The 25588-nt window shown below is 60.8% G+C and carries 24 protein-coding genes; 11 read left to right on the top strand and 13 right to left on the bottom strand.

Translation table 11 applies throughout. From position 1 onward, the window contains the following. Positions 1-76: 76 nt before the first annotated feature. Positions 77-1063: an aldo/keto reductase gene (locus BX592_RS03390; RefSeq protein WP_134190372.1), complete on the top strand. Its 987-nt coding sequence runs from the start codon at positions 77-79 to the stop codon at positions 1061-1063. A gap of 89 nt (positions 1064-1152) precedes the next feature. Here the strand turns inward: BX592_RS03390 and oxlT are convergent, their stop codons facing one another. Beyond that, the gene (gene oxlT, locus BX592_RS03395; RefSeq protein ID WP_134190236.1) at positions 1153-2511 is read right to left on the bottom strand and encodes an oxalate/formate MFS antiporter; all 1359 of its coding nucleotides are present in this window, start codon (positions 2509-2511) and stop codon (positions 1153-1155) included. Positions 2512-3054: 543 nt separating this feature from the next. On the opposite strand from oxlT, the gene BX592_RS03400 reads away from it, so the two are divergent. Beyond that, complete coding sequence (locus BX592_RS03400; protein ID WP_134190237.1) at positions 3055-4473, top strand: tetratricopeptide repeat protein; 1419 nt, start codon at positions 3055-3057, stop codon at positions 4471-4473. Here BX592_RS03400 and BX592_RS03405 read toward each other — a convergent pair whose 3' ends face one another. Both BX592_RS03405 and BX592_RS03410 read right to left on the bottom strand, forming a co-directional pair. Further along, positions 4474-5484, bottom strand: coding sequence for a DUF2891 domain-containing protein (locus BX592_RS03405; protein ID WP_134190238.1), 1011 nt, complete (start codon positions 5482-5484; stop codon positions 4474-4476). A gap of 62 nt (positions 5485-5546) precedes the next feature. Further along, on the bottom strand, positions 5547-6281 hold the full coding sequence (locus BX592_RS03410) for a FadR/GntR family transcriptional regulator (protein WP_134190239.1): 735 nt from the start codon (positions 6279-6281) through the stop codon (positions 5547-5549). A 232-nt stretch (positions 6282-6513) separates the two neighbouring features. Between BX592_RS03410 and BX592_RS03415 the strand changes: the two genes are divergently transcribed. The 4 genes from BX592_RS03415 to BX592_RS03430 all read left to right on the top strand — a co-directional run bounded on the left by BX592_RS03415 (position 6514) and on the right by BX592_RS03430 (position 10021). Further along, positions 6514-7620 (top strand): mandelate racemase/muconate lactonizing enzyme family protein, encoded by a 1107-nt coding sequence (locus BX592_RS03415; protein WP_134190240.1) that lies wholly within the window; start codon positions 6514-6516, stop codon positions 7618-7620. A 117-nt stretch (positions 7621-7737) separates the two neighbouring features. Continuing rightward, positions 7738-8679, top strand: coding sequence for an AEC family transporter (locus BX592_RS03420; RefSeq protein ID WP_134190241.1), 942 nt, complete (start codon positions 7738-7740; stop codon positions 8677-8679). A gap of 213 nt (positions 8680-8892) precedes the next feature. Further along, a complete protein-coding gene (locus tag BX592_RS03425) occupies positions 8893-9555 on the top strand; it encodes a VOC family protein (protein WP_134190242.1) in 663 nt (220 codons plus the stop codon). A gap of 277 nt (positions 9556-9832) precedes the next feature. Next, complete coding sequence (locus tag BX592_RS03430; protein WP_134190243.1) at positions 9833-10021, top strand: carbonic anhydrase; 189 nt, start codon at positions 9833-9835, stop codon at positions 10019-10021. A 56-nt stretch (positions 10022-10077) separates the two neighbouring features. On the opposite strand, the gene BX592_RS03435 is transcribed toward BX592_RS03430, so the two are convergent. Next, complete coding sequence (locus BX592_RS03435; protein ID WP_134190244.1) at positions 10078-11124, bottom strand: GGDEF domain-containing protein; 1047 nt, start codon at positions 11122-11124, stop codon at positions 10078-10080. Between the two features lie 280 nt (positions 11125-11404). On the opposite strand from BX592_RS03435, the gene BX592_RS03440 reads away from it, so the two are divergent. After that, positions 11405-11818: an ACT domain-containing protein gene (locus tag BX592_RS03440; RefSeq protein WP_134190373.1), complete on the top strand. Its 414-nt coding sequence runs from the start codon at positions 11405-11407 to the stop codon at positions 11816-11818. A gap of 122 nt (positions 11819-11940) precedes the next feature. Here the strand turns inward: BX592_RS03440 and BX592_RS03445 are convergent, their stop codons facing one another. From BX592_RS03445 to BX592_RS03475, 7 genes are all read right to left on the bottom strand, one after another. Next, complete coding sequence (locus tag BX592_RS03445; RefSeq protein WP_134190245.1) at positions 11941-12612, bottom strand: SagB/ThcOx family dehydrogenase; 672 nt, start codon at positions 12610-12612, stop codon at positions 11941-11943. Positions 12613-12831: 219 nt separating this feature from the next. Beyond that, entirely contained in the window at positions 12832-13740 is a 909-nt protein-coding gene (locus BX592_RS03450; protein WP_134190246.1) for an SMP-30/gluconolactonase/LRE family protein, read from the bottom strand. 15 nt (positions 13741-13755) lie between these two features. After that, positions 13756-14580: an FCD domain-containing protein gene (locus tag BX592_RS03455; RefSeq protein ID WP_134190247.1), complete on the bottom strand. Its 825-nt coding sequence runs from the start codon at positions 14578-14580 to the stop codon at positions 13756-13758. A 37-nt stretch (positions 14581-14617) separates the two neighbouring features. Then, positions 14618-15568, bottom strand: a complete 951-nt coding sequence (locus tag BX592_RS03460; RefSeq protein WP_134190248.1) for a 3-hydroxyacyl-CoA dehydrogenase — start codon at positions 15566-15568, stop codon at positions 14618-14620. 21 nt (positions 15569-15589) lie between these two features. Then, positions 15590-16642, bottom strand: a complete 1053-nt coding sequence (locus BX592_RS03465) for an ABC transporter permease (protein ID WP_134190249.1) — start codon at positions 16640-16642, stop codon at positions 15590-15592. A gap of 21 nt (positions 16643-16663) precedes the next feature. Beyond that, positions 16664-18181, bottom strand: a complete 1518-nt coding sequence (locus tag BX592_RS03470) for a sugar ABC transporter ATP-binding protein (RefSeq protein WP_134190250.1) — start codon at positions 18179-18181, stop codon at positions 16664-16666. A gap of 2 nt (positions 18182-18183) precedes the next feature. Then, on the bottom strand, positions 18184-19431 hold the full coding sequence (locus tag BX592_RS03475; protein ID WP_134190251.1) for an ABC transporter substrate-binding protein: 1248 nt from the start codon (positions 19429-19431) through the stop codon (positions 18184-18186). Positions 19432-19741: 310 nt separating this feature from the next. Here BX592_RS03475 and BX592_RS03480 point away from each other — a divergent pair, with 310 nt between their 5' ends. After that, on the top strand, positions 19742-20173 hold the full coding sequence (locus tag BX592_RS03480) for a hypothetical protein (RefSeq protein WP_134190252.1): 432 nt from the start codon (positions 19742-19744) through the stop codon (positions 20171-20173). Between the two features lie 64 nt (positions 20174-20237). On the opposite strand, the gene BX592_RS03485 is transcribed toward BX592_RS03480, so the two are convergent. After that, the gene (locus tag BX592_RS03485; protein WP_134190253.1) at positions 20238-20654 is read right to left on the bottom strand and encodes a hypothetical protein; all 417 of its coding nucleotides are present in this window, start codon (positions 20652-20654) and stop codon (positions 20238-20240) included. A gap of 13 nt (positions 20655-20667) precedes the next feature. Then, positions 20668-21069 (bottom strand): YidH family protein, encoded by a 402-nt coding sequence (locus BX592_RS03490; protein WP_208327836.1) that lies wholly within the window; start codon positions 21067-21069, stop codon positions 20668-20670. A 423-nt stretch (positions 21070-21492) separates the two neighbouring features. Here BX592_RS03490 and BX592_RS03495 point away from each other — a divergent pair, with 423 nt between their 5' ends. The 3 genes from BX592_RS03495 to BX592_RS03505 all read left to right on the top strand — a co-directional run bounded on the left by BX592_RS03495 (position 21493) and on the right by BX592_RS03505 (position 25483). Continuing rightward, complete coding sequence (locus tag BX592_RS03495; RefSeq protein WP_134190254.1) at positions 21493-22911, top strand: anaerobic sulfatase maturase; 1419 nt, start codon at positions 21493-21495, stop codon at positions 22909-22911. A 168-nt stretch (positions 22912-23079) separates the two neighbouring features. Then, positions 23080-24570 carry an arylsulfatase gene (locus BX592_RS03500; RefSeq protein WP_134190255.1) on the top strand — a complete coding sequence of 497 codons (1491 nt, stop codon included), beginning with the start codon at positions 23080-23082 and terminating at the stop codon, positions 24568-24570. A 109-nt stretch (positions 24571-24679) separates the two neighbouring features. Next, the gene (locus tag BX592_RS03505) at positions 24680-25483 is read left to right on the top strand and encodes a hypothetical protein (protein ID WP_134190256.1); all 804 of its coding nucleotides are present in this window, start codon (positions 24680-24682) and stop codon (positions 25481-25483) included. Positions 25484-25588 lie beyond the last annotated feature (105 nt).

Here is a 25588-nt window from a genome sequence, read left to right on the forward strand (position 1 = left end):
TCGCGGCGAGCCGTAACGGCAGGCCATCAAGGCAAACCGATCCCACAACGTGAGCAATTTGGAGGTTTTCATGCAGATTCATCATCGCCGTTTCGGCCGCACAGGCTGGGACGTTTCGGAAATCGGCTTCGGCGCGTGGGCGATCGGTGGCTCGTGGGGCGACGTATCGGAAGCGGATGCGCGCCAGGCGCTGCATGCGGCGCTGGACGCGGGCACCACGTTCATCGATACCGCGGACGTCTATGGCGACGGCCGCTCGGAGCGCATCATTCGCGACGTGCTGCGCGAGCGCGGTGGCAAGCGGCCGATGGTCGCAACGAAGGCAGGGCGCCGCTTGAACCCGCACGTTGCCGATGGCTATACGAAGGCCAATATCGAAGCATTTATCGACCGCAGCCGCGAGAACCTCGGCGTCGATACGCTGGATCTGGTCCAATTACATTGCCCACCCACCGACGTCTATTTCCGCCCGCAACTGTTCGAAGGCCTCGATGAACTGGTCGCGGCGGGCAAGCTGCGCCACTACGGCGTATCAGTCGAACGCGTCGAGGAAGCGTTGAAGGCGATCGAATACCCGAACGTCGTGTCGGTGCAGATCATCTACAACATCTTCCGGCAACGGCCCGCGCAGCTGTTTTTCCGCGAGGCGCAGGCCAGGAATGTCGCGGTGATTGTCCGCGTGCCGCTCGCGAGCGGGATGCTGACCGGCAAGCTCAACGCGCAATCCACCTTCGCCGCCGACGACCATCGCAACTTCAACCGCCACGGCGAAGCGTTCGACGTAGGCGAGACGTTTTCTGGCGTGCCGTATGACATCGCGCTCGAGGCGGTCGATGCGTTGCGGCCTTATGTGCCGCAAGGCGCGACGATGGCGCAGTTCGCGCTGCGCTGGATTTTGATGGAGAAGGCGGTTTCAGTCGTGATTCCTGGTGCGAAAAACGCGTCGCAGGCTCAAGCGAATGCAGATGCGAGCGCGCTCGCCGCGCTGCCGGATGAAACGATGGCGCATGCGCGCCGGATCTACGATCAACTGATCGCGCCGCACGTGCATCACCGTTGGTAAACGACAAAGCGGGCCGCCATCAAGGCGACCCGCTTTTGCTTGCACAATCGAATCGTGAGCGGTATTCAAACTGCCGTGCGCTTTACTTCTTAACCTCCGTCACCCGTTACCCGTGCCGAACCGCTGACGAGCGGTGCCCCATACGGCAGATCGATCGCCGGCGTCGAATGCCGTTCAGCATGTGCGCGACGCATCGGTTTCAACACGAAGATCGCCATCAATGCCGCGATTGCTGCCATGCCGGCGGCCAGCATAAAGACCGCGTGCCAGCTGCCGGTTGCCGCGGTGATCACGCTGGTGAGCGGCACGAGCAGCGCCGCGGTGCCCTTCGCGGTGTACAGCAGGCCCGCATTTGTCGCCGCAAACTTCGGTCCGTACGTGTCGCCGCAAGTCGCGGGGAACAGGCTATAAATCTCGCCCCACGCGAAGAACACAATACCGGTCAGCACGACGAAGGCCGTCGGGCTATGTCCGTACAACGACAGCAACACAATACCGATTGCCTCGATGCCGAACGCAATGAACATCGTGTTTTCGCGGCCGATGCGGTCCGATACCCAGCCGAAGAACGGCCGCGTCAAACCGTTCAGCACGCGGTCGATCGTCAGTGCGAACGTGAGTGCCGGCAACGTGAGACCGAGCAGCGAAACCGGTGAGTCCTGCAGGCCGAAGTCCTTCGCGATCGGGCCGAGTTGCGCGGTTGCCATCAGGCCGCCCGCGGCCATCATCACGAACATCAGGTACATCACCCAGAACACCGGCGAGCTCACCACTTCACGCGGCGTCGCGTTGTAGACCGCGCGCTTCACCGCGCCCGCGGTGCTCTTCACCGCGTTCTTCGCGCTTTCGATCAGGCTGTGCGGCGGCGCGACCAATGCGAGGCCCAGCAGGAACACGACAATGCCCTGGCCGACACCGAAGTACAGGAACGTCGCTTCGTAGCCGCTGCTCTTGATCATGTGCGCGATCGGCACGACCGTGGCGGCCGAGCCCATCCCGAAGCCCGCCGCGGTAATACCCGCTGCGAGGCCGCGCCGGGTCGGAAACCACTTGAGCGCATTGCCGACACAGGTGCCGTACACCGCGCCCGCACCGATACCGCCGACCGCCGCCGCGAGATACAGCACAGGCAGCGACGCCGCAACCGAGTTGAGCACCCAGGCGAGCGCGCACAATATGCCGCCACCGACCACCACCGGACGTGGTCCGATTTTATCGACGAGATAGCCTTCCACAGGTACGAGCCACGTTTCGGTCACGACGAAGATCGTGAACGCGACCTGAATCGCCGGGCGTCCCCAATGGTATTTCTCGTTGATCGGGTTGACGAACAGGGTCCAGCCGTACTGCATGTTGGCGATCATCGCCATGCATATGACGCCGAACACTAGCTGCACCCATGGCGACGCGATCCATGACGTCGCCTGTCCCTGCTGATCCGTTCTCATCGATGTCTCCTTGGCGTTTAGCCTTGTTTATGTGTGTGAAAAAGGGAGACGACGGGCTGAGTCGCCGCCAACCTGGTTGAAGCCGGTCATAAGACGATACAGTATGTGATATATCAAGTAAGTCAAGCGAAAGGCCTGCGGGGTTTTCACCAGGCGTTTTGCTCATAAGAAAGGAAAATGAAGGGAATGCATGAATCGTTCTGAATAAACAAAAAAAAGCCCGCCGGACAAGGTTCGGCGGGCGAGAACATGTGGCGAGACAAAGCGGGTTCGCGACATGCGTTACCTTTATAGATGAAAGTAAAACGTAATGTAAAGGTTTTTATTTGTAGGGAATCGTTCGATTCCGCACAGGGCTTGACGCGCCAGTCAACGTGTGCGGTTTACCTCCGCTTGCGGCTTTCCATTCTTTCAATTGTTTCGGTGTAAGAAGGAGTTGCTTACGCCGTGCCTTCAGGACGCTCCGCGCGTGGACGTGTTCTGCTATGTTGCGTGCGCGCGGCCGGCAGCGAGCCGCTTGATTCCTCTCACGCGCCCCTCGTCATGTCCATCAATAGCCTTCTGCAAAGCGCGTTTACCCATCAGCGTGAAGGTCGTCTCGACCTCGCTGAGCATTGCTATCTCGACGTGATAAAAAGCGCGCCGACACATTGGAGCGCGCGCTTCGGCCTTGCGGAAGTCTTGAACCGGACGAAACGCTATGACGCGGCGATCGGCTGGCTCACGCCGATGCTGACCGAAGACCCGGAAGAAAGCGTGTCGCTGAACCGGGAAATCGGTTTTGCGCACGCGAATGCCGGACGTCCGGAGCGCGCGCTCGAGCATTTCAAATCGATTCTCGAGGAACTGCCGAACGATGCGGAAACGCTGCACCTGGTCGCCAATTTCGAGCAGTCGTTGAATATGCACGAAGAGGCCGACGCTCACTTTCGGCGTGCGCTCGAACGCAAGCTTCTGATAACCGTGCCGGCCGTCACCGCGCGGCCGGCATTCTGTGCGTTGTTTGTGTTTGCGCCAGGCCGCGGCAATACGCCATTCGCGTACCTTGTCGAGGGCGCACCGTTCGAAAGCAACGTGCTGAACCTGTTGCAGGACTTCAAATACGACGACGATGCGCTGCGCAACGGCGGCGACGTAGTCGTCAATCTGATCGCGGACGTCGATCAGGGCGGCCCGATAGTTGCAATCGCCGATGAGTTTGTCGAGCGTATCGGCAAGCCGATCGTCAATCATCCGCGTTTGATCAAGGGCACCGGGCGTGAGGCGATTGCGAAGCTGATCGGTGATACGCCCGGTTGCGTGGTTCCGCAAACGCGCCTCTACACGGCTGACGCACTTCGCAAGCTGTTCGCGGATACGGCGGCATTTCCATGGACTTTTCCGCTACTCGTACGCCGGGCCGGCACGCACGGCGGCAGCGACTTCGAACTCGTGCAGCACATCTGGCAATTGCGTGCGTTCGTCGAACGGCTGGGCGACTGCGATTACTATTTGACGCCTTTCGTCGACTATCGGTCCGCGGACGGTCATTACCGCAAGTACCGTTTTTTCTATGTCGACGGTGAGATCCTGCCGTATCACCTTGCGATTGGCGACCACTGGAAGGTGCATCACGCGACCACCGCGATGGCGGTCACCCCATGGATGCAAACTGAGGAACAGGCGTTTCTCGAGCATCCGGAACACGTGTTCGGGGCCGCGCAATACGACGCACTGCGTTCGATTGGTGACACGATCGGTCTCGACTATTTCGGCATCGATTGCGCGCTCGATGCGCACGGCGCGGTCGTTGTGTTCGAAGTGAATGCGTGCATGCTCGCGCACGGCGATAACGCTGCATTTCCGTATAAAACGCCGGCCGTCGAACGGATCAAGCACGCATTCCACGCGATGCTCGCCCGCATCGTGCAGCGGACGAGCCACGTCGAACCTGACGAGGCGCGCATCGCGAACGCGGCTTGATTACGCTTCCAGCGCGAGCGTCGCGAATGTCGCGAGCCAGTGCTCGCCCATATAGTCGCCCGCGACGTGCGCGAGCGACGCTTGCAGATGATGTTCCGCCGCGTCGAGCAGCACGGTGCGACGCGCGTCGTGTTCTGCAAGCGCCTGGGCAAGCGAGCGTTGACACCACGCGCGGCTCAGATTCAGCCCGTCGAGATGCGCGATCTTGCCATCGCTGCGATCGGACACCGTCGCGGGGATAAACAGCGTCGCCGGCTCGCGCGCTGCGAGCGAGGGTAGAAAGCGCGCAAACCATGCGTCGAATTCGTCACGCGCGAGCACGCGTCGCATCAACTCGGCTTCCATCAGTGACGGCGAGAGAAATTCGTCGCCTGATGGTTCCCACGCCTGACATCCGGCATCGTTCAGATACCAGCGCCTGGCGGTATCGACGATCAATGCTTCGAGAGGCTTGCGTGAAGTTGAACGCGCGAAATCGAGCGTGAGCGCAAGCGCAAACGCGGTGTTGAAGTGCGTGCCGACACGAAGCGGATAAGTCGACTTCGGCAGAAATTCTTCAAAGCGCTCGACAAATGCGTCGGTAAGTGGCGCGATTGTTTTTGCCCAGCGCGCGGCTTGCGGGAGAGTCGACGTATTGATCTGCGCCGCGAGCGCCAGCAGCCACGCCCATCCATACGGACGTTCGAAGCCGCGGTTATGCGGCAGATCCAGGTACGCGCGTTCGCCCGCGACATTCGTGTCGGTGAAATGCGTATCGACGACCTGCACGATGCGAGCGGCTTCCGGTAAATCCGGAAAACGATCGACGAGACGCAGCACCAGCCAGTAGCCATGCACACATGAATGCCAGTCGTAGCTGCCATAAAAAATCGGATGCAGCGCGCGTGGGCTTCGCACGTCCTGTGGGCCAGCGAGCGCATGCGTCAGCTTGTTCGGGTATTCGCGCGTCAGATGGTTCAGCGCCAGCGCGGCAAACTTTGACGCGATGTCGACGTTGAGTTGGGCATTCATTGAAGACCTTTCTGTTGAAAGGAAATGGCGTTAGCAGGCGGCCGCGAGCGTGACGGACGCATTCAGAAACACTGGATCTCATAGCCGAACCGCGACGCGGCACTGACGATATGCCGGCCCATGATCTCGCGGGCAGCGACCGGATTCTTATCCGCAAGCGCGTGCACCAACTCCTGATGCTCGTTGCGCGCCGCATTCGGGATATTGCCGAACATCGGTCCGTGACGCGAAAAGTTCGCGGCAATTAGCGGACGCATCGGCTCCAGAACCGTGCGAATCATCGCGACCAGATAGTCGTTGCCTGACGCGGATGCGACGGCGCGGTGAAAGTCCAGATCCGCGTTGACGGTTGCAGCGGACGGCGCGCCTTCAAATCGCATCCGGTCCACCGCGTCCTGAATCGTCTTCAGCTTGCGCGGGGTCATATGCAGTGCCGCGAGCGCGGCCGACTGACATTCGAGCGCGGCACGTACTTCGAACATGTTGCGGATCGTGTTGTCGCCTTCCAGCAACTGCGCGCTAACGAGTTGAAGCGGTTCGGCGGCCGTCTGCCGCGCAGTCGCGACGAACGCACCGACCCCTTGCCGCGATTCGATCAGGCCTTGCGAGCGCAGGCTCGCGATCGCTTCGCGCACGACGTTGCGGCTCACGCCGAAGTTCTCGGACAGGAATTGCTCGGTCGGCAAGCGGTCGCCGGGACGCAGGCGTCCGGAAGCGATCTCTTCGCTCAGCGAGCGCGTGATGTGCTCGGCGAGATGAGGTCTGCGCTCGACCCGCTGGACGTTCAGTTCGCTCATGGCTGGGATACCCTTGTTACTTGTCACGTTATTCTACATCCGGATCGGCTGTCGGATGACTCGGGCATCGCGCTATGGGCAGCGGGTCAAGGGAATCGATTCTGTACTGAAAAAGAACAATGTTGTTCACTTGCAGGACAACCGGATGTCACCTATCATTCAGCCAACATCAGGCGCGCAAACGGTCGGGAACTGCTCTGCTCGCCCAGTCTTTTTTTCGAGGTACGTCCGTATGAAGATTGCCAGCATCGAAACCATTCCGTTGCGCATTCCGTTCACCACAGGTGGGCCGTCCGCAGGCGGTGTATGGGGCGCGAAAGACCTGCAGGTGGTCGATTCGCTCGTCGTGAAAGTGACCACCGACGGCGGCATCACCGGTTGGGGCGAGACGTTCGGCTTCACTGCGGTGCCGGCCGTCAAGCTCATCATCGATTCGATCCTCGCGCCCGAACTGATCGGCCGCGACGTCAGCCAACGCGAAAAGTTACAGCTCGAGTTGCAGAAGAAGTTTCATATCTTCGGCCGCAGCGGCGCATTCCTATTCGGCTTGTCCGCAATCGACATCGCGTTGTGGGACATCGCCGGCAAGGCCGCGAACCAGCCGGTCTTTCAGTTGCTTGGCGGCAGCGATGCAAGCTCGCTTGCGTGCTACGCGAGTCTGATCCGCTATGCGGACGCCGAACTGATCCGGCGCAATGTGCAGCGCGCAATCGACAGCGGCTACCGGCATCTGAAGCTGCACGAAGTCGACGTCGAGTGCGTGCGGGCCGCGCGTGAGACGGCGGGGCCGGACATCGAGATCACGCTCGATGTGAACTGCCCATGGACCGTTCGCGAAGCGCTCGATATGACCGCGAAACTGCGTCCGTTCAATCTGCGCTGGATCGAAGAGCCGGTCTGGCCGCCGGAGAATTATGCGGGCCTCGCGGCGCTCAGAAAGCAAGGCGGCATTCCCGTTGCGGCCGGCGAAAACGCATCGACGTTGCTGGACTTCCAGCACATGCTGGAAGCCGGCGCGGTCGATTTCATCCAGCCGAGCCCGGCGAAGATGGGCGGCATCACCGAGTTGCGAAAAGTGTTTGCGCTTGCGGCCGCGCATAACGTCGACGTGATGGTGCACACGTTCTACGACGGCCCGGGGCTGCTTGCCAGCGTGCATGCCAGCGCCGCGCTAGGTGGCGGGAAGGCGCTCGTCGAATGGCGCTATTTCGATCTCGAAGCGCAGTTATACGGTGACGCGATCTTGCCGCGCAACGGGCGCATCGCGGTGCCGCAACAGCCTGGTCTTGGCATCGAACCCAACCTCGACGTGATTCGCGACTATCGCATCGCGCTGTAACGAGCCACGTCGTCGTATTTCCCTACCTGCCGAAACTGGCGCGTGCCGACCGGACGCGTCGGTCAGCGCGCGCGGACTCGGCCGCGCACAGATAACAATCGAAGGAGCAAGGAGATCATGTTTGACAGAATTGTCGGCCCCATCGTGCCGGTGGCGCTGGTTATCGTGATTGGTTTTATCGCGGGCAAACGCAAACGGCTTGATCATTCGGATAGCCTGTTGATCAGCCGGCTGGTGCTTGGCTGGATTTTTCCTGCGCTGCTACTGGTTGGCATGGCCAGTACGCCGCGCGCGCAATTGTTCGATTTCAAGCTGATTTTCGCGACGTTTATCGGCATCATCGGTATGTATCTGGCCGCACTGCTGATCGGCTGGCTGCGCTATCGCGAGTTGAAGGCTGCGACGTTGAAGGGCTTCGTATGCGGGTATCCGGACGCTGCGTTTATGGGCATCCCCATTTTGCAGGCGATGTTCGGGCCATCCAGTCTGTATTCGGTGCTCGTGCTCAACCTGATCGCGAGCCTGCTGATGATTCCGCTGACAACCATGCTGCTCACCGTTGCGAGCGGCAACGGCGGGGGTGTGCAAGCGTTTGTCGCGAGCGTGAAAAGCGCGGTGCGCCGTCCGCTGATGTGGGCGCCCGCGCTGGGCATCGTGCTGTCGCTGCTGCAGTTGAAGCTGCCGCCCGTGCTCGCGGAAGCGTTCAATCTGCTGGGCAAGGCGACCCCGGGCGTATCGTTGTTGTGCCTCGGGTTGATCATGTCGTCGGTAAAGCTGAAGTTGTCCAGCGAGGTGTGGGGCAATCTCGGTCTCAAGCTGCTGTTGCACCCTGCGCTGATGTTCGCGGCTACCGTGCTGCTAGGCGTGCGCGGCCTCTACGCGCAGCAGATGATTCTGCTATGCGCACTGCCATCGGCGACCATTCCGGCGATGTTCGCCAACGAAGCGGGCGCTTATCAGAGTGAAGCGGCCACGTCGATCCTGGTTAGCACGGTGCTGTCCGTTGTCACGTTTTCCGCGGCGATTTATCTGGTGGACAATGGACTGGCCGCAGTCTGAGGGTCCACCTGTCCGCGGCTGTTCATCGTGTTGACCCACTTGACGAGACCAGGCGGCTTTTCCAAACTCTTGCATCGGCAACCCGCATTCTGAAGCAACGTCTCTTGTACGACGATTCGGCTTTGCCAATTCGATGCGCCACAGTCGGCCATCGATTCGTTCGCATGTGCTGTCCTTGTAGCCCGCTGATACACCCCATCGCAAGGAGTTGACATGAGTAATGAACAGACGCGCAGCGACGCTGCATTGTCTTCCGGAGGAGCACGAACGGTCGACATGAAACTCGAGGTGATCGTCATTCCGGTATCGGATGTCGATCGCGCCAAGCAGTTTTACGCGAGCTTAGGCTGGAGGCTGGACGTGGATATCGCGAAGGACGACCAGTTTCGTGTCGTGCACTTCACCCCAACCGGCTCTTCATGCTCGGTCCTGTTCGGCAACGGTGTCACTACAGAGAAACCGGGCTCGGTGCAGGGACTGCACCTGATCGTTTCTGACGTCGTCGCGGCGCGCGCAGCGCTTGTCGCGCGCGGTGTCGACGTAAGCGAGGTCTTTCACGACGTCGGCGGTGTCTTTCATCATGCAGGCGAAGAAGGGCGCATAAGTGGCCCGCAGCCGGAGCGCAAGACCTATGGTTCTTTCGCTTCGTTCAGCGATCCTGACGGAAACGGCTGGGTCTTCCAGGAAGTCACCACGCGTCTTCCGGGAAGGGTGGACGCCCCGCTCACGACATTCAATTCCGCAATGGAACTCGCGGGTGCGCTGCGCCGTGCGGCGGCTGCGCACGGCGAGCATGAGAAGCAGACCGGCAAGCCCGATGAAAACTGGCCGGACTGGTATGCCGGGTTCATCGTGCGCGAACAGGGCGGCGCGTAATCACCGTGGCCTGCGTGGTTTGCGCCCGGTTCCGGTTTACGCAAACCGCGCGGCAGCCGTTGTCGCGATTTGACCTGCGCAATCCCCGTCCACCCGGAGGAGAACACGCGATGAATGCAATCAGGAATTGCTGCCAGGTGAACCATCGAACGAACAGCGGACGCCGGTTGTGGTTGAGGGCGGCGCTTAGTAGGGTGACGCTCGTCGCCGGAACCGGGTTCGACGGGACGCTCGCGGAAGCCGCCGCGCTCACGACACGTTCAACGACAGCGTGCAGTTGGGCAATCTGACGGGTCTGCTCGACAAGATCAAACCGGCGATCGCAGTCGCGCGATCGAATGTTCAGCAGACGATTGCGGCGGGGCGCGGCGGCAGCCCGATCCTGCACGATCTCGAGAGCAAAGGGCAGATCAGGATGGTGGGCGCGATGTACGAACTGAAGGGCGGCGCGGTCAAATTTTCGTGACGCGACGAACGCGGCTTTGGAACGCGCCGCGACCGCGTCCACAAAAAGACGGGACCTCAGCGCGAATGCGCTTTGAAGCCTTCCCCTTGCATCCCGGCCCGATCGACCGCGGCGATGCGATTGCGGCCGTTTTCCTTCGCGTGATACAGCTGCGCATCGACGAGATTGATGAACGCGGTCCTGTCGGCGCGGCTGGTCGGCGCGATCGTGCCGACTCCAAAGCTTGCGGTCACGCGTTGCTGGTGCGGCGAGCGAATATGGGCAATCGCCTCGTCCGCAATGAGTGCGCGGCAGCGTTCCGCTATTTTGATCGCGGCGTCCGCGTCGGCACCGGGCAGCACCAGCACAAATTCTTCGCCGCCAAAGCGGCCGAGAAAGTAATCGGGGCCAGCTGCTTGCGCTAACACACGCGCGACCTGCTTCAGGCATTCGTCGCCTTGCAGGTGACCGTAGTAGTCGTTGTATGACTTGAAGAAGTCGATATCGACCATGATCAACGATAGCGCGCCGCCGGATTCGATTGCCGCGGACCATGCGCGCTCGATTACATCGTCGAACTTGCGGCGATTGCCGGCGCCCGTCAGGCTGTCATGGAACGACAGGTGTTCGAGCTCTCTTTGCAGTTGCGCGAGTTTTTCCTCGGTCCGCTTGCGCTCACTGATGTCGAACATGAAGCCGATCAGTGCCTCCACGTCGCCCTTATCGTTGCGCACCACATGCACCACATCTCGTAGCCACACGTAGCCGCCGTCGCGTGTGAGCGCGCGGTAGTCGGCTTCGTGATCGGTGCCGGCCTTCGATTGCGCAACGCAAAAATTGACCACGGCCTCGCGGTCGTCTGGATGCATCCGCTCGGCCCAGTCGTTGACCGTTATCCACGTCGATGGCGCCCAGCCCAGCAGCGCTTCGATCTGCGGACCGATATAGCTGAACGCCATCGTCGCCCAGTCGATTTTCCACGGGATCGCTTTCGTCGATTCCAGCAGCGTGCGATAGACGGCGCTGTCGTCGTCGCCGGGCACGCGCTGCGCCGGCGCAAGGGTGGCGGTGTGCCGCAGGAAAGCAGCCTGCAGGGAAGGCTCCGGGTGACTGTGGTCCGTCATGATCGACTTTGCGTGGTTGCCTGAGGTTGGCTGAACGCGGTCAGCCTGACGCTAGTCTGTATCTACGGCAGCGGGCGGCAGGTTCTGAAGGGGTATCACGGGTTTTCCACTAAGCGGGAATGAGCGCACACTGGGGGCGTCGCACGCTTGCAGAACACGCCGCGGATGTTCGTAGCTCGCTCAATGATGATGAAATATCCTGAATTTCAAATGCCTTCCTGTTTTGTACGTCAATGCGACAAGTTTCGGCGGGCCCATTAACGTATGGAGAGATTTTTCGATGACTTCCCCCATTAGCGACCTGAACCAGTTGCTGGCGTCGATGCGTCCCGAACTCAACGACGGTGTGTACGTCTTCGCGTCGGTTCCATTCGAAACTGACATGGGTGCATTGGCTCCCGTCGCGACCTTTCGCGAGAAGGAAGGGTTGACACTCGTCGTGGAGGAAGCAGCAGCAAAACGAGCCGGACTCAAGGTCCTGTTCCGCTGCGCGTGGATCACGCTCACCGTTCATTCGGACTTGCAGGCCGTGGGTCTGACGGCCGCTTTCGCTAAAGCGCTCGGCGACGCGGGCATCAGTTGCAACGTCATGGCAGCCGCTTATCACGATCATATTTTTGTGCCCGTCGATTCAGCAAAGGACGCAATGACGCAATTGAGTCTTTTGCAGGAAAGGGCGCAAGACAACATTTGAGTTTCGCCGCGCACAACGGAGAGAGTCGTTTGACACGGTCGAGTTTTCTTCTTCCCGGTTCTGTTTTTATTCGCACCGGCGGCACACGCTAGCGTCGATATCCCGCGGCCTTTCGCAGCAGTTCAAGCTGGAAAGCCCACCGGAATCAGATAAACGGCTTTTTGCGCATGAGGCAACGCGAGAGCTCGCGCTGCCTTAGGCCCATCGACGGCAGCAATGGGCACCGCGACAAGCCCGAGCACGGTGGCCTCGAGCAGCATGTTCTGCGCGGCGTGCCCGACCTCGTGGTCGGTATACGCTTGCGCTCTCGCGCCATATCTCGCGGAAAGCCGGCCCGCGTCGGCGGCGATGACTAGCACCGCCGGAGCCGCTCCGACCGACGCCTGCCCAAGTGCCAGCGCTTGCAGTTTGGGGCGCAGGTCGGGTGACGTCCGCGTCTCGGCGCGATGACCTTGAGGCAGGTAGTGCATCACCTCCGTGGCGGTCACTACGTAAAGTTCAAGCGGATATAACGCGCCGGCTGATGGAGACGCGCGTTTGCCGTCCGCGCTGGTGATGCCTTGCCCGGCCCACAACAGCTGGCCAATGGATTCGACAGGCAACGGGTTGGGCCCGTATCTGCGCACGGACCTGCGCTGCTCGATGGCTTCCTCGAGAGAGACCTTGCCGGTGGTGTTGGCCTTAGGCAGCGAGATCTCATTGGTGTACGGCGCGTGGCTCTGCTGCGCCTGACTGGTAGAACCCGCGGCAAGCGCGCCTGCGGCCAGCCCAACCAACAGTTCACGGCGTTTCATCGGGCGCCTCCATGAGCGAAGGAGCAGGCCGCGAGGTGGACCCCGCGGCCTGCGCGAAATCTCAATCTTTCACGTCGCCGACCTTATCATGAAGGCGTTGAGCTGAGAACCTGCAAACGCCGCATTGCTGATGCATGGTGGGAGAACGGCGCTCAGTTTCGCGGCGTTCTGCATCAATTATGCAATCGAACTATTGAATGGTTGCGCGCCCAACTTTCTTCAGGGTGCCTGAATGCCTCGCGCATTCACGTATACCGCATATAACGCCGAAGTCGCGGCAATGAACAACCGGTTGCGCTTCGGTCCGCCGAACGTGAGGTTTGCAACCGTTTCCGGCGTGAGAATCTTGCCGATCAGCTTGCCGGTGGCATCGAAGCAATGCACACCATCGCCCGCGCCAACCCACAGATTGCCGTCCTCATCCAGTCTGAACCCATCGGGGATGCCCGGATCGATCGTCGCGAACACGCGACCGTTCGTCAGCCGCCCACCGTTTGTCACATCGAATACGCGAATGTGATGCGGTGCGTCCGGCGCGTGAGAGCGGCCGGAATCCGCGACGAATAACTGTCGTTCGTCTGCGGAAAACGCGAGTCCGTTCGGTTTGACGAAATCGTCGGCGACTACCGCGACCTCACCCGTCTGCGGATCGCAGCGATATACGTGGCATCCGCCGATTTCGCTTTCGGCCTTATGCCCCTCGTAGTCGGTGAGAATGCCGTATGGCGGGTCGGTAAACCAGACGGTGCCGTCGGACTTGACCACCACGTCGTTCGGCGAATTGAGCCGCTTGCCGCCCACGCGATCGGCGAGCACCGTGATCGTGCCATCCGGTTCAGTGCGTGTGACACGCCGGTTGCCATGTTCGCAAGTCACGAGCCGCCCTTGACGGTCGCGCGTGTTGCCGTTCGAAAAGCCGGACGGATAGCGGAACACGCTTACCTGTCCGGTCTCTTCTTCCCAACGCAGCATTCTGTTGTTCGGGATGTCGCTTAGCACCAGATAGCGGCCATCCGCAAAGTACACCGGACCTTCGGCCCAGCGCATCCCGGTATGCAACGTTTCCAGTGAGCACACCGGAATCATGTACTGCGAGAAGCGCGGATCGATCGCTTCGAAATAAGACATCACGTATCTCCGTTGTTATGGCCGCGGCCGTAGAGGCCGCTCTGCCTTTTCCGTCGTTTTCCGGGTGGTTTTCTCCGCTGGCTGCGGCGCTTGCGCAGTTGCGTCCGGCGCGCGCGGCGCCTGCTTGCCGCGAACGTCCCAGTAGAACGACTCGACGTTGGTCAGATGGTCGCGCATCACCTGCTCGGCGCGGTCCGGATCGCGTGCCGCGATCGCGTCGAAAATGCGTGCGTGGCAGTCGATCGCCGCTTGCAGCGCATCGCGATGCTGCAACGACGTATAGCGCTGATCCTGCAGCACACTCAGTACGCTGCGGTAAAGAGCGTCGATCAGCGGATTGTGCGAGAGGCTTGCAATGCCGAAGTGGAACGCGTCGTCGGTTCTGGCGAACTCGTCCATGTTGTCCGCGCTCGCTTCGTTTTCGCGCAGCAGTTTCTCGAGACGCTTCAGGTCGTCGGCCGAAGTCCAGCGGCACGCTTCGCGCGCGAGCGCCACTTCGGTGAATAGCCGCGTCTGTTGAAACTGTTGCATGCCGCGCGGCGTCGATGCGAATAGCAGCGCGGCACCCGACAGGTGTTCGAGCAATTCGCTCGGATCGGGCTCCACCACGCGCGCGCGCTCGCCCGCGCTCACCGAAATCAAGCCCTTCTTGTTGAGCCATAGCAGCGCTTCGCGCACAGCTGGCCGGCCGACGCCAAAACGCTCCATCAGCTCCCGCTCCGAAGGCAGCGGGGCGCCCACGCCGACTTCGCCCGACAGGATCATCGCTTCGAGATGCTGCGCGACCTGATCGAACAGGCGCTGTCTTTTGATCGCGAAAGGGGGCGTAGGCGTGGACATGGGGAGCTCGTAATAGCAGGAAGATGAAACTGTAATGCTACACGTTCCCCTGTTCGCGAAGCACGCGCCGTTTGGCGGCAACGAACGCGGCGAGGCAGCGGTCGCGCCACGCGCGGCGCGCGGGTAGCGCGTCGGCCGACGTCACCGTGCGACGCTGCTGCTCGATGGCCGTGACGAGCGGCGCGCCCCATTCGCGCGGGTCCGCCTGCTCTTTCGCGAGGCCGTAATACATCGGCCCCAGGTTACGGCAGTATTCGGCGACGCCTTGCTGTGCGTTCAGATCGATTGTTTCGAACGGGCCCATAAAGAACCAGCGTAGGCCGAGCCCGTCGGCCACCGCCTTGTCGACATCGGCGACGCTCAGCACACCGTCTTCGACCAGACGGAACGCTTCGCCGAGCAGCGCGCTTTGCAGCCGGTTCACGACGAAGCCATTGATTTCCCGCGACAGCCGGATCGGCGCCTGGCCAATCTGCTCCATCAGTGTTGCGGCACGCTCGAGCACGGCCGGATCGGTCCACGGCGCCGGCACCAGTTCGACGAGCGGAATCAGATGCGGCGGATTGATCGGATGCACGACGAGGCATCGGGCGCGCGTCGTCAGGTGATCGGTAAACGATGATGCCGGCAGTCCCGATGTCGAACTGGCGAGCACGACGTTCGGCGCGGCGAGCGTGTCGAGCCGCTGATACAGCTCGCGCTTGATCTGCACGCGCTCCGGCGCGCTTTCCTGCACATAGTCGACGCCGGCGAGCGCTTCTTCGAGTGTCGCGCACGGATGCAACCGCGCACAGACCGTATCCGCGTTTTCGTTGCCGCCGAGCCCTTGCTTCGCAAGACTGTCGATCGATTCGCGCACAAACGCGAGCGTTTGCTGCACGGCCGCGGGCACCGCGTCCCATACGGCGACGTCGAAACCGGCGCGCGAAAACACCAATGCCCACGACGAGCCCACTACTCCACATCCCACTACCGCAATCCGTGTCATAAAGAATCTGCTCCGGGAGAATTAGCTGGCGGCTTTTACCGCGGCTTTACGACGACGGATAGCCGCGTACACGGACAGCGCGACTGCCACGATCAGAATGCCGCCATTGAAGAAATACTCGACATAGAACGGCGCACCCAGTTGCTGCACGCCTGAAAACGAGAATGCGACGATCAGGATCGCGAGCAGCGTGCCTCCGACGTTCACGCGTCCCGGCCGGATCGACGTTGCGCCGAGCAGCGAGCCCGCGAAGGCGGGTAGCAGATATTCAGCGCCGACCGAGGGCGTACCCGAGCGCAGAATGCTGCCCAGTAGCACGCCGGCGATGCCGCACAGCAGCCCTGACGCCGCGAATGCGCCGCTGATGTAGCGGCCGGTTCGCAAACCGGAGAGCTCCGCTGCCCGTGCATTCGAGCCGATCACATAGAGACTGCGTCCGACCGGCAGCCGCTCGAGCACGATCCACAGCACGATTGCGACGACGGCGACGTACACCGCCGGCAGCGGTACATTGCCCAGCACTTGCGACAGATTCGAAAAGCTATCCGGCAGATTGAAGCCGGCGATCTGCTGACCGCCGGTGTACCAGTTCGATACGCCGTACAGCAGCGAGCCCATGCCCATCGTCGCAATGAACGAGTCAATCTTGAACCGTGTGACAAGAATGCCGTTGATCAATCCGACCACCGCGCCGATCGCAACCACCAGCGCGGCCGCAACCGGCCACGACAAACCGTTGTTCACCTGAAAGCCGATCACCAGCACCTGTGCCATGCCGACGTGATAGCCGACCGACAGATCGAAGCGCCCGGTCGCAAGCGGCAGCATCACCGCGAACGCAAGCAGCGCGGTCACCGATTGGCTGGTCAGCAGGTTGCCGATGTTGCCGCTGCTCAGGAACGTGTCCGGCCGCAGTGCGGAAAACACGATCAGCACGAGCGCGAACACGAAAATCAGCCCGTAGTTCGCGAACAGGTCGGCTGCGCGCTTGCCGGCCGACGGCGGCGGCCGGCGCGGCGATGTCTGCTGCGTTGCGCCGCTGGAATCGACGCCGTTTCTGCTGGTGCTGTTCATACGTTATCCGAGTGGGTAAGTCTAGCCATGCGCGCCGGTGCCGCGCTCGCCAAGCGACGAGCGCGCGATCAGCGCATCCATCGTCAACGCGTCGCCAGCGACCTCCGAGGCCACGCGGCCGCGATCGATTACTAGCGCGCGGTCGCAGACAGCCGCGACTTCTTCGAGGTCCGACGACACGACGATCACGGCCGCACCGTCCGCGGCCGCTTTGCGCAGCATCTGGTGAATCGACAGCTTCGCGCCGATATCGACGCCAGCGGTCGGCTCCTCGAGAATCACGACTCGCGCGCGAGCCTCAAGCCAGCGTGCGAGACAGACCTTTTGCTGGTTGCCGCCGCTTAACCAGTCGATCAGCGACGCGGGATTGCGTGGCCGCACATCGAACTGCTCGAGGCGCGCCTGCACCGTTTGCCGCTCGATGGCGCTCGCGCGTGGCTGCCAGAGGCCGCGCGACGTAATTAGCGGATTCGGGAACAGGTTCTCGGCGAGCGTCATGCCGGGAAACGTGCTCTCGCGCATCCGGTCGCCGGCAAGCAGCACGATGCCCGCGCGAATCCGCGCGCCGATATCGTCGCCGCGTGGCAGTTCGCGTCCGTCGAGCACGATGCGGCCGGCGTCGGCCGGCAGCGCGCCAAAGATCGCGCGGCCCGCCGCTTCCTGACCGCCGCCGCGCAAGCCGACCAGACCGACCACTTCGCCCGGGCTCGCGTCGAACGACAGCGGCCCGCGGCCTTCGACGACCAGTTCGTCGACGCGCAACACGGCCGGTTGCCGGGTCGCATCGTGACGCCCAATTTCGACGCTTTCGATCGAGCGACCCAGCATCTGTTCGATCAGCCGTTGCGGGTTGGTGTGCGCAATCTCGGTCGTATGCACGTGGCGGCCGTCGCGAAACACGGTGACGCGGTCCGCGAGACCGAACAGTTCGTTCAACCGGTGCGATACATAGATGATGCTGGTGCCCGCATCGCGCAGCCGGCGAATCGCTTCGAACAGGCGCTGCGCGTCGGCTTCAGGCAGGGCCGCGGTCGGTTCATCGAGCACGAGCGCGCGTGGCTTGCCCGCGAGGCTGCGCACGATGCCGAGCACCGCTTTTTCCGCGAGACTCAGCGTGATGACGAGTCGCTCCGGGTCAGGCGGCTCGATGTTCATCGTCGAGTAGAGCGGTGCGACCTGGCGCATCACCGCGGCCCAGTCGATCAGCCCGCCTTTGCGCGGATAGCCGGCGATCAGCGCGATGTTTTCGCCAACGCTCAGATCGTCGACGAGCGCGAGATCCTGGTGCACGAACGCGATCGGCAATGCGCCGCCGGCGGGGTCGGCCGCGTTGCCGTCGAGCAAAATCTCGCCGCCGTCAGCCTGATAGACGCCTGCGAGAATCTTGATGAAGGTCGACTTGCCCGCACCGTTTTCGCCAATCAGCGCGTGAATTTCGCCGCGGCGCAGTTCGAACGACGCATCGTTGAGCGCGAGCGCGCCAAAAAAGCGCTTCGTGATGCCGCGCGCGGCAAGCAGCGGCACGGTGCCGGACGCCATCGCTAGTCTCCGCTCTTGCCGCCGCACGCGGTGTGGGTGCCGCGCCAGATGTTCAGGTAGTGGCAGGCAAAATCGTTGCTCGGAATGAACTCGTTGTTCTTGCCGCCTTCGCTGTCCGCGTTTTGCTTCGTCACCAGATAGGTCGGTTGCACGAACTTCGACGGCGCCTGGCCCGCCATTGCGCGCACGATCGAATCGACGGCTTCGTAGCCGAACAGCGTGCTCGGCTCCGGCACGGTCGCGACTTCGTATTCGCCCTTGCGGATCATGTCGTAGGCGGACGGCGGGCCGTCCGAGCCGACCAGATGCACTTCATCAGGCTTCACGCCGGACGCGCGCAACGCGGACGCGACGTACGGGTAAAAGTTGTCGCAGCACGTCGTGCCCCACCAGCCCTTGCCCTGGTTCGCAACGATGCCCGAGATGACCGACGGAATCCGGCGTGTCTGGTCGGCGATCGGGATGTTCACCATATCGATGAACTTGCAGCCGCTGCATGCCTTGATCGGGTCCGTCGCGGCTTCCGCCTTGAAGCGCGCGATCGCAAAACTGTTGTCGAGGAAGTGCAACTGCTTCGCGGTGCCGTTCGACTCGGCGATCACATACGCTGCTTGCGTTTCGCCGATCTCAGCCGGATTCGATGAGATGTTGTTGTACAGACCGAGCTTCGGATCCGGACCGGGGAATGCCGTTGCGTGAATGCCGATCACCGGGATGTTCTGCGCGATGGCCTGCTTGATCGGGCCTTGCAATGCGCTTGCGTCAGCCGACGTGACAATGGCCGCGGGCTTGCTCGCGACCGCCTGTTGCATCGCGGCGAGCGTGCCGGTCACGGTGCCTTGTCCGTTCAGCACGACCGCTTTCCAGCCTAGCGCTTTGGCCGCATCAGTGACGCCGCGGCCCCAGTTGACGAACGAGACATACGACTGGTCCGCCGATACGTAGACGATCGTCAACGGTTGCGTCGACGCGCGCGGTCCGCTCGTCGGCCCTTTCCATTCGGTTTGCGGCTGCGTACGAGCCTTGACGATGGCCTTCGCGTCGTCGACGGAAATGGTCTTGCGGATTTGCGGCTGTGGCCACGCATCGTAAGGTGTCGCGCGCGTCTGCGCGAACGCGTGGCCGATCGTCAGTAAGCCGGAACAAAGAAACGCGAACATCGCGGCCCGTCGCCGCTGCCCGCCGCGCGAGCGACGGCCGCCGCCCATTGCTTCGCTTTCGTACGGCCGCTCACCGTTGGTATTCGACATGACGTCTCCTCAGTGGATCGCCGTGACGGCGAAATTTTTGGATACTTTTGATGCTTAGTAGCTATTCAACCAGTATGACAAGTTGATATGTCGGTAGTCAGCAGTGTTTACCCGTAATAGGTTTATGTGACAAATGACCGGAATAAGGGTGTGGGTTCGGCGTGAGTTATCTGTCAGTGAAATGACAGTCGCGCGGGTTGAGGCCTTACTGCCGCTGACACTTGTCGGCGAAAGTTGACGACAATAAGTACGAGGAAAAGATCGCGGGTCGTGCTCCGTCGTCGGGCGCGCCGCTTATCTAAAAGGAAACATGAAACGACTGCTGCTCGCCGCGCTCGTGGCCACCACTTTCGTGACGTGCGTGCACGCGCAAAGCAACGCGCCCGGTCCGCTCGTCACACCGTCGGGTCAATTGCAATTCGTGCATGTTGATCGCGATTTCGCGGGAATGCTGGACAAGGACGTGTTCGATCGCTTCAGTGCAAACACGCTTAAGCATTTCGATGAGGTTGGCAGCGCCAGTGACAGTGTCACACGCATGCTCGTGCAGACTGATTCGGGTCCGGTGCTCTATGACTTTCGCCAACGCCCGCCACGTGTGCAACGCGCAGGTCAACGCATCACGGTCAAACGCGTGTTCTGGCAACGCGATGAAGTCGTGATGCAAAGCTCACACGGCTGGTTCCGGCTCAAAGGCGGCGTGCTGACGAAGCTGCAGTCGTCAGTGACGACGTATCACTGATGCATTCCGCTCAATTCGATACGTAGCCGGACCACGCACGCATTAGAGGATATGCCTCTGATGCTCAGTGCAAATGGCGGGAGCGGAGCTTCATAAACCGGTTAGCGATGCGCGTGACGGTGCCCCGAAGAATCAGATACGGAATGATTGCGAGGACGAACGCAACAAACACCACCCCGGCGGGGTACACGGTGTGCACGACAATCAGCTGGAACACGATGTCGAGAACCATGGCCAGAATGAAGACCTTGCCGACGCTTCTCCATCCGTCCTTCGCCATCTCCGCGCGATGAACGGGATCCGTCATCAGGGCCCAGAAATAGGGAGGCCTGCCAAGCCGTGCGTCTTTCAGTCCTGACCGGATCGCAATCACGGTTGCGATGGTCGGTTGCAGAACGAGACGGAACCTGAACGGCCCGTCCACGCGATCTGTCATAACTTCGAAGACGCGCGTCCAGAAGTGAATCCACAGTTCGTTCATTTCACGTCCAGCCTCAGAGCAGCCGGATGACGATGCTCACAAAAGTAAACGATCCGGTGACTGCCATGATCAGTGCGATGATAAAGACCGGCCGCCAGATGCTAAAGCGCTGATACTCGCGCAGTCCCACCACGGTTCGCCAGTATTCGATGGTGCCCATGATCATGGACATCGTACCGAGCGCGGTCAGAAACAGTCCGACGCGTCGCGGACTATGCGGATGGGTTAGGTGGACGCCAGCCTGTTCGAAAGTTTCAAGCAACTTGAAAATCGTAAAGCCGAAACTGAGCATCGAAAGAGAGGTTCGGACCCATGCCATCAGCGAGCGGTCGGCGGCCATAAGTGTGCGCCTGGCGGCGAGATCGGTCCGATCGACCGCCAGTTCATTAGTCGAGCGTACCGGTGCTGCGTCCACGTCAGCCTCCTGATCGCCTCGCTCACCGAGAACGCGACAAGAACGTCTTCAGAAAAGCGCCGTTTTAGTCTAGTGCAACATGCAAGCGAGTGCGAGTGGAGGATTTCGGCATCCTGATCGTGCTTCTGACTTCTCGCCAGTGACAGATAAAAAGTCTGAAAGCCTGGTAAAGAAAAATTCTTGATTCAACTGCGACCATCAAGCGAATGAGTTGTGCTTTTGAGTTGAGAAATTCCATCGATGATTTGCGCCATATGCTATAACACCCTGCAGAGTCTGCACGGCACATGCGCCACGAACGACTCTGTCCTGTCTTAACGAAACCCTTTTTCGTAACGTGTGAGTTGGCCCTGGCAATGCGAGCGTGTACGCGCTTGCACAGGCCAGCATCCGGATACTGGCGTCAGCTACCGGGAGATCACCGTGACAGATCCAAAGTCGCTTCCCTGCGCCGTTGCAGACGGGCACGAAACCCCGCCGCAGAATGCGCCACCGTGCTTCCATCTGCTGGCAAAGCCAAGTGGCTCCACGTGTAACATCGATTGCCAGTACTGCTTCTTTCTCTCCAAGGATGCGCTCTATCCGAACGGGCAACACCGGATGTCGGAAACGACGCTGGAAACGTACATCAGTCAGTTGCTGGAATCGCATCGCACGCCGCACGTAACCGTCGCGTGGCAGGGTGGCGAGCCCACGCTGATGAGAGTCGGCTTCTTTCGAAAAGCAGTGGAACTGGTTGAGAAGTACCGCAAGCCTGGACAGGTCGTAAAGCACACCTTCCAGACCAACGGCCTGCTGATCGACGATGAATGGGGCAGCTTCTTCCGCGAACATGATTTCCTGGTTGGCCTGAGTGTCGATGGTCCGCGCGAACTGCACGATACATACCGTGTCGATCGCCATGGACATGGAACGTTCGATCGGGTCATGCGTGGCTGGGAGATGCTGCAGCGACACGACGTCGAATTCAATATCCTCTGTACGGTCAACGCCGCCAACGAACATCATGGCCGCGCGGTCTACCGTTTTTTCCGCGACGAACTGGGTGCCAGTTGGATGCAGTTCATCCCGATCGTGGAACGTGCAACCGATCAGACGATTGATCTGGCCAATCTCGGCTGGAAGCAACAGCCGGGTCGCAAGCGTGTGCTGTACACGCAGACCGGCAATCGCGTCACCCATCGCTCGGTCGGCCCGCGGCAGTACGGTCAATTCCTCGTCGATATATTTGAGGAGTGGATACGCCATGACGTTGGCCGCGTTTATGTCCAGCTATTCGATGTCACGCTGGAGGCGTATTTCGGGCGCCATCTGTTGTGCATTCATGCGCCCACCTGCGGTCTGGGTCCCGCGCTCGAACATAACGGCGATCTTTACTCCTGTGATCATTTCGTCGAGCCCGGTTACCGGCTGGGCAATATTCACGAAACGCATATGCGCGAGCTGATGGCGTCGCCGGCTCAGCTTGAATTTGGACTGAACAAACGCGCATCGCTCACCGCGCAATGCCGCAGTTGCGAAGTCAGGGCGCTGTGCAACGGAGGCTGCCCGAAGGACCGCTTCGCGCTTTCGCGCGATGGCGACCCGGGGCAGAACTATCTGTGCGCCGGTCTGGAGTTGTTCTTCACGCACTCGCGCCCTGCGATGCAAACAATGGCTGCACTGCTGAACAGCGGCCATCCGCCCGCTGATGTGATCGCGCATACGCTCGCGGAGGATAAGCGGCGCGGTCCTTACGCGCCCTGTCCCTGTGGCAGTGGCCAGAAGTTCCGCTTTTGCCACGGTAACGGCGCATCCAGCAGTCGATTCGCCGGAGGAACCGTGCGGCATCAGCACGCGTAGCGATAAGCAAGTCGCACCTGTGCAAGTCGACTGCGGCTATACGGATCGGATGTGCGGCATTCAGGCACGCAGACGACGAGTGGCTGAAGCATTCCCGCCGTGGATGCTGTCTTGTGGCCAGGGCTGCGCACAGGTGACCTGGCGTTATCTGAGAGGAAAGGAAGCATCATGCCAACACAGCAACCGAATATTCTGATTCTCTGGGGCGATGACATCGGCTGGTGGAACATCAGTTTCAACAGCCGTGGACAGATGGGCTACCGGACGCCGAACATCGACCGCATCGCGAACGAAGGAGCGGCCTTCACGGACTACTACGCGCAACAGAGCTGCACGGCGGGACGCGCCGCGTTTATCACCGGTCAGAACCCGATTCGCACGGGCTTGACGAAGGTCGGCCTGCCCGGCGCCGACATCGGCCTGATGGATGAAGACCCGACGATTGCCGAGTTGCTCAAGCCGTTGGGCTACGCGACGGGTCAGTTCGGCAAGAACCACCTCGGCGACAAGGACAGGTTTCTGCCGACGATGCACGGCTTCGACGAGTTCTTCGGGAATCTGTATCACCTGAATGCGGAGGAAGAGCCCGAGGAACCGGACTACCCGAAGATGCCCGAGTTCAAGAAGCGATTCGGGCCCAGAGGCGTACTGCACTGTTTTGCAGACGGCAAGGGCGGACAAACCATCGAGGATACGGGCCCGTTGACCAGAAAGCGCATGGAGACCGTCGATGAGGAAACCACGGAACATGCGCTCGCATTCATCGACAAGGCGCATCGGGAAGGCAAGCCTTTCTTCCTGTGGTACAACACGACGGCCATGCATTTCAGGACTCACTGTGCGGAAAAGCATAAAGGCAAGAGCGGTCAGGGCGACTATAACGACGTGATGGTTGCCCACGATGAGAACATCGGCAGGATGCTCAAAAAGCTCGATGACCTCGGCATTGCCGACGACACCATCGTCATGTATTCGACCGATAACGGGCCGCACTACAACAGTTGGCCTGACGCCGGCATTACGCCGTTCCGCTCCGAAAAGAACACCAATTGGGAAGGGGGCTGGCGCGTACCGGCATTTGTGCGGTGGCCGGGGAAAATCCCCGCGGGCACCATGCTCAATGGAATCGTCGCGCATCAGGACTGGATGGTGACGCTATTGGCCGCGGCCGGTGTGCCGGATATCAAGGAGAAACTCCTGACCGGACATAAGGTGGGCGACAAGACATTCAAGGTTCACCTCGACGGATTCAATATGCTTCCGTATCTGTGTGGAGAAGCACGCGAAAGCCCACGACAGGTCTTCTTCTACATCAGCGATGACGGAGACATCCTGGGCATCCGGATGAAGGATTGGAAGATGGTGTTGCAGGAACAGCGCGCGACGCGGCTGCAATGCTGGGCGGAGCCATTCGTCCGATTGCGCGTGCCGAAGATGTTCAACTTGCGGCGCGATCCATTTGAACGAGCCGACGAGAGTTCGAACACGTATTGGGACTGGCTGATTTCGCATGCGTATCTGGTCTATGCGATGCAGGCGGTTGTTGCCGGGGAAATCGAAGAGTTTCAAAAGTTTCCGCCGCGCCAGAAGCCTGCGGCATTCAATCTGGATGCGGTCTTGCGACATCTGGAAGAGGCGGGCGGAAGCAAAGGTCACTGACACTGCGTGCGCAATTGCGCGAACAACGAGATGCGCCGGTGGCGATCAGCATCGGCGCACCTTCCGGGGAATACACAGCGGGCGTGACGACACCACCGGAGGTGTGTACATGCAGGCGCAGTCCTCGATCCCGAATGCAAGGCGGGCGGCGATCGTCGCGATGCTACTTGTCGTTGCGACGGCGGCAAACGCACAGACGGCAAACGCACAGACGGCCGTATCGCAGGAGCATGACGGATGGCAGTTTTCGGTGACGCCTTATCTCTGGATGGCAGGGCAAAGCGGCACAGTGCGCGTGGGGCAGGTCGTTCCGGCACAGAACGTGAATGTGGGTTTCTCAAACGTGTTGAGCAACCTCGATTTTGGCGTGATGGGTACGCTCGAAGCACGCAAGGATCGTTGGCTGATGATTGTCGATGGGTTTTACATCAAACTGTCGAGAAGTTCTGATCCGATCCTCGGCGGTGACCTGGGTACAGCAAGGCTATCGGTGGACAACGGCATCGTGCAGTTTGCCGGCGGTTACCGCGTACTGCAAAGCGAAACCACACCGGTCGACGTGCTCGCCGGCATTCGATACACGAATCTCAATACCGACCTTTCATTCTCGCCGAGTCCTCTGTTGCCCGCGGGCGCCCAACATGGTGATCGTGTCGACTGGGTTGATGGTTTCCTGGGCGTGCGCGCCACCTACAAATTCGCGGACCGGTGGACGATCTGGGGCTATGCCGATGCGGGCGCGGGTGGCAGCAACTTCTCGTGGCAACTGATTGCCGCGCTACTGTGGGATGCGACGAAATCGGTGAGCCTGAGTGGCGGATTCCGGATACTCGCCCAGGACTACAACACGACTTCGTTCTATTACAACGTTAAAACGGCCGGACCATTCCTCGGTGTGCGTGTGCGGTTCTGAGCTCGCGGCGGATGAAGGCACTCAATCGAGGGAAAAACAAGCCGGTTTATTTTGTCGCGTCAGGAAATCAGTTATCTTCCGCCAACTGACAATCGATCTCCGCGA

Source organism: Paraburkholderia rhizosphaerae, from assembly GCF_004366595.1.
In the GTDB taxonomy this organism is placed as follows: domain Bacteria; phylum Pseudomonadota; class Gammaproteobacteria; order Burkholderiales; family Burkholderiaceae; genus Paraburkholderia; species Paraburkholderia rhizosphaerae.

What these genes read in the sequence shown, in the direction of transcription:
- oxlT (WP_134190236.1), bottom strand. Translation starts at nt 2,511, where the DNA reads ATGAGAACGGATCAGCAGGGACAGGCGACGTCATGGATCGCGTCGCCA.
- BX592_RS03400 (WP_134190237.1), top strand. Translation starts at nt 3,055, where the DNA reads ATGTCCATCAATAGCCTTCTGCAAAGCGCGTTTACCCATCAGCGTGAA.
- BX592_RS03405 (WP_134190238.1), bottom strand. Translation starts at nt 5,484, where the DNA reads ATGAATGCCCAACTCAACGTCGACATCGCGTCAAAGTTTGCCGCGCTG.
- BX592_RS03410 (WP_134190239.1), bottom strand. Translation starts at nt 6,281, where the DNA reads ATGAGCGAACTGAACGTCCAGCGGGTCGAGCGCAGACCTCATCTCGCC.
- BX592_RS03415 (WP_134190240.1), top strand. Translation starts at nt 6,514, where the DNA reads ATGAAGATTGCCAGCATCGAAACCATTCCGTTGCGCATTCCGTTCACC.
- BX592_RS03420 (WP_134190241.1), top strand. Translation starts at nt 7,738, where the DNA reads ATGTTTGACAGAATTGTCGGCCCCATCGTGCCGGTGGCGCTGGTTATC.
- BX592_RS03425 (WP_134190242.1), top strand. Translation starts at nt 8,893, where the DNA reads ATGAGTAATGAACAGACGCGCAGCGACGCTGCATTGTCTTCCGGAGGA.
- BX592_RS03435 (WP_134190244.1), bottom strand. Translation starts at nt 11,124, where the DNA reads ATGACGGACCACAGTCACCCGGAGCCTTCCCTGCAGGCTGCTTTCCTG.
- BX592_RS03440 (WP_134190373.1), top strand. Translation starts at nt 11,405, where the DNA reads ATGACTTCCCCCATTAGCGACCTGAACCAGTTGCTGGCGTCGATGCGT.
- BX592_RS03445 (WP_134190245.1), bottom strand. Translation starts at nt 12,612, where the DNA reads ATGAAACGCCGTGAACTGTTGGTTGGGCTGGCCGCAGGCGCGCTTGCC.
- BX592_RS03450 (WP_134190246.1), bottom strand. Translation starts at nt 13,740, where the DNA reads ATGTCTTATTTCGAAGCGATCGATCCGCGCTTCTCGCAGTACATGATT.
- BX592_RS03455 (WP_134190247.1), bottom strand. Translation starts at nt 14,580, where the DNA reads ATGTCCACGCCTACGCCCCCTTTCGCGATCAAAAGACAGCGCCTGTTC.
- BX592_RS03460 (WP_134190248.1), bottom strand. Translation starts at nt 15,568, where the DNA reads ATGACACGGATTGCGGTAGTGGGATGTGGAGTAGTGGGCTCGTCGTGG.
- BX592_RS03465 (WP_134190249.1), bottom strand. Translation starts at nt 16,642, where the DNA reads ATGAACAGCACCAGCAGAAACGGCGTCGATTCCAGCGGCGCAACGCAG.
- BX592_RS03470 (WP_134190250.1), bottom strand. Translation starts at nt 18,181, where the DNA reads ATGGCGTCCGGCACCGTGCCGCTGCTTGCCGCGCGCGGCATCACGAAG.
- BX592_RS03475 (WP_134190251.1), bottom strand. Translation starts at nt 19,431, where the DNA reads ATGTCGAATACCAACGGTGAGCGGCCGTACGAAAGCGAAGCAATGGGC.
- BX592_RS03480 (WP_134190252.1), top strand. Translation starts at nt 19,742, where the DNA reads ATGAAACGACTGCTGCTCGCCGCGCTCGTGGCCACCACTTTCGTGACG.
- BX592_RS03485 (WP_134190253.1), bottom strand. Translation starts at nt 20,654, where the DNA reads ATGAACGAACTGTGGATTCACTTCTGGACGCGCGTCTTCGAAGTTATG.
- BX592_RS03500 (WP_134190255.1), top strand. Translation starts at nt 23,080, where the DNA reads ATGCCAACACAGCAACCGAATATTCTGATTCTCTGGGGCGATGACATC.
- BX592_RS03505 (WP_134190256.1), top strand. Translation starts at nt 24,680, where the DNA reads ATGCAGGCGCAGTCCTCGATCCCGAATGCAAGGCGGGCGGCGATCGTC.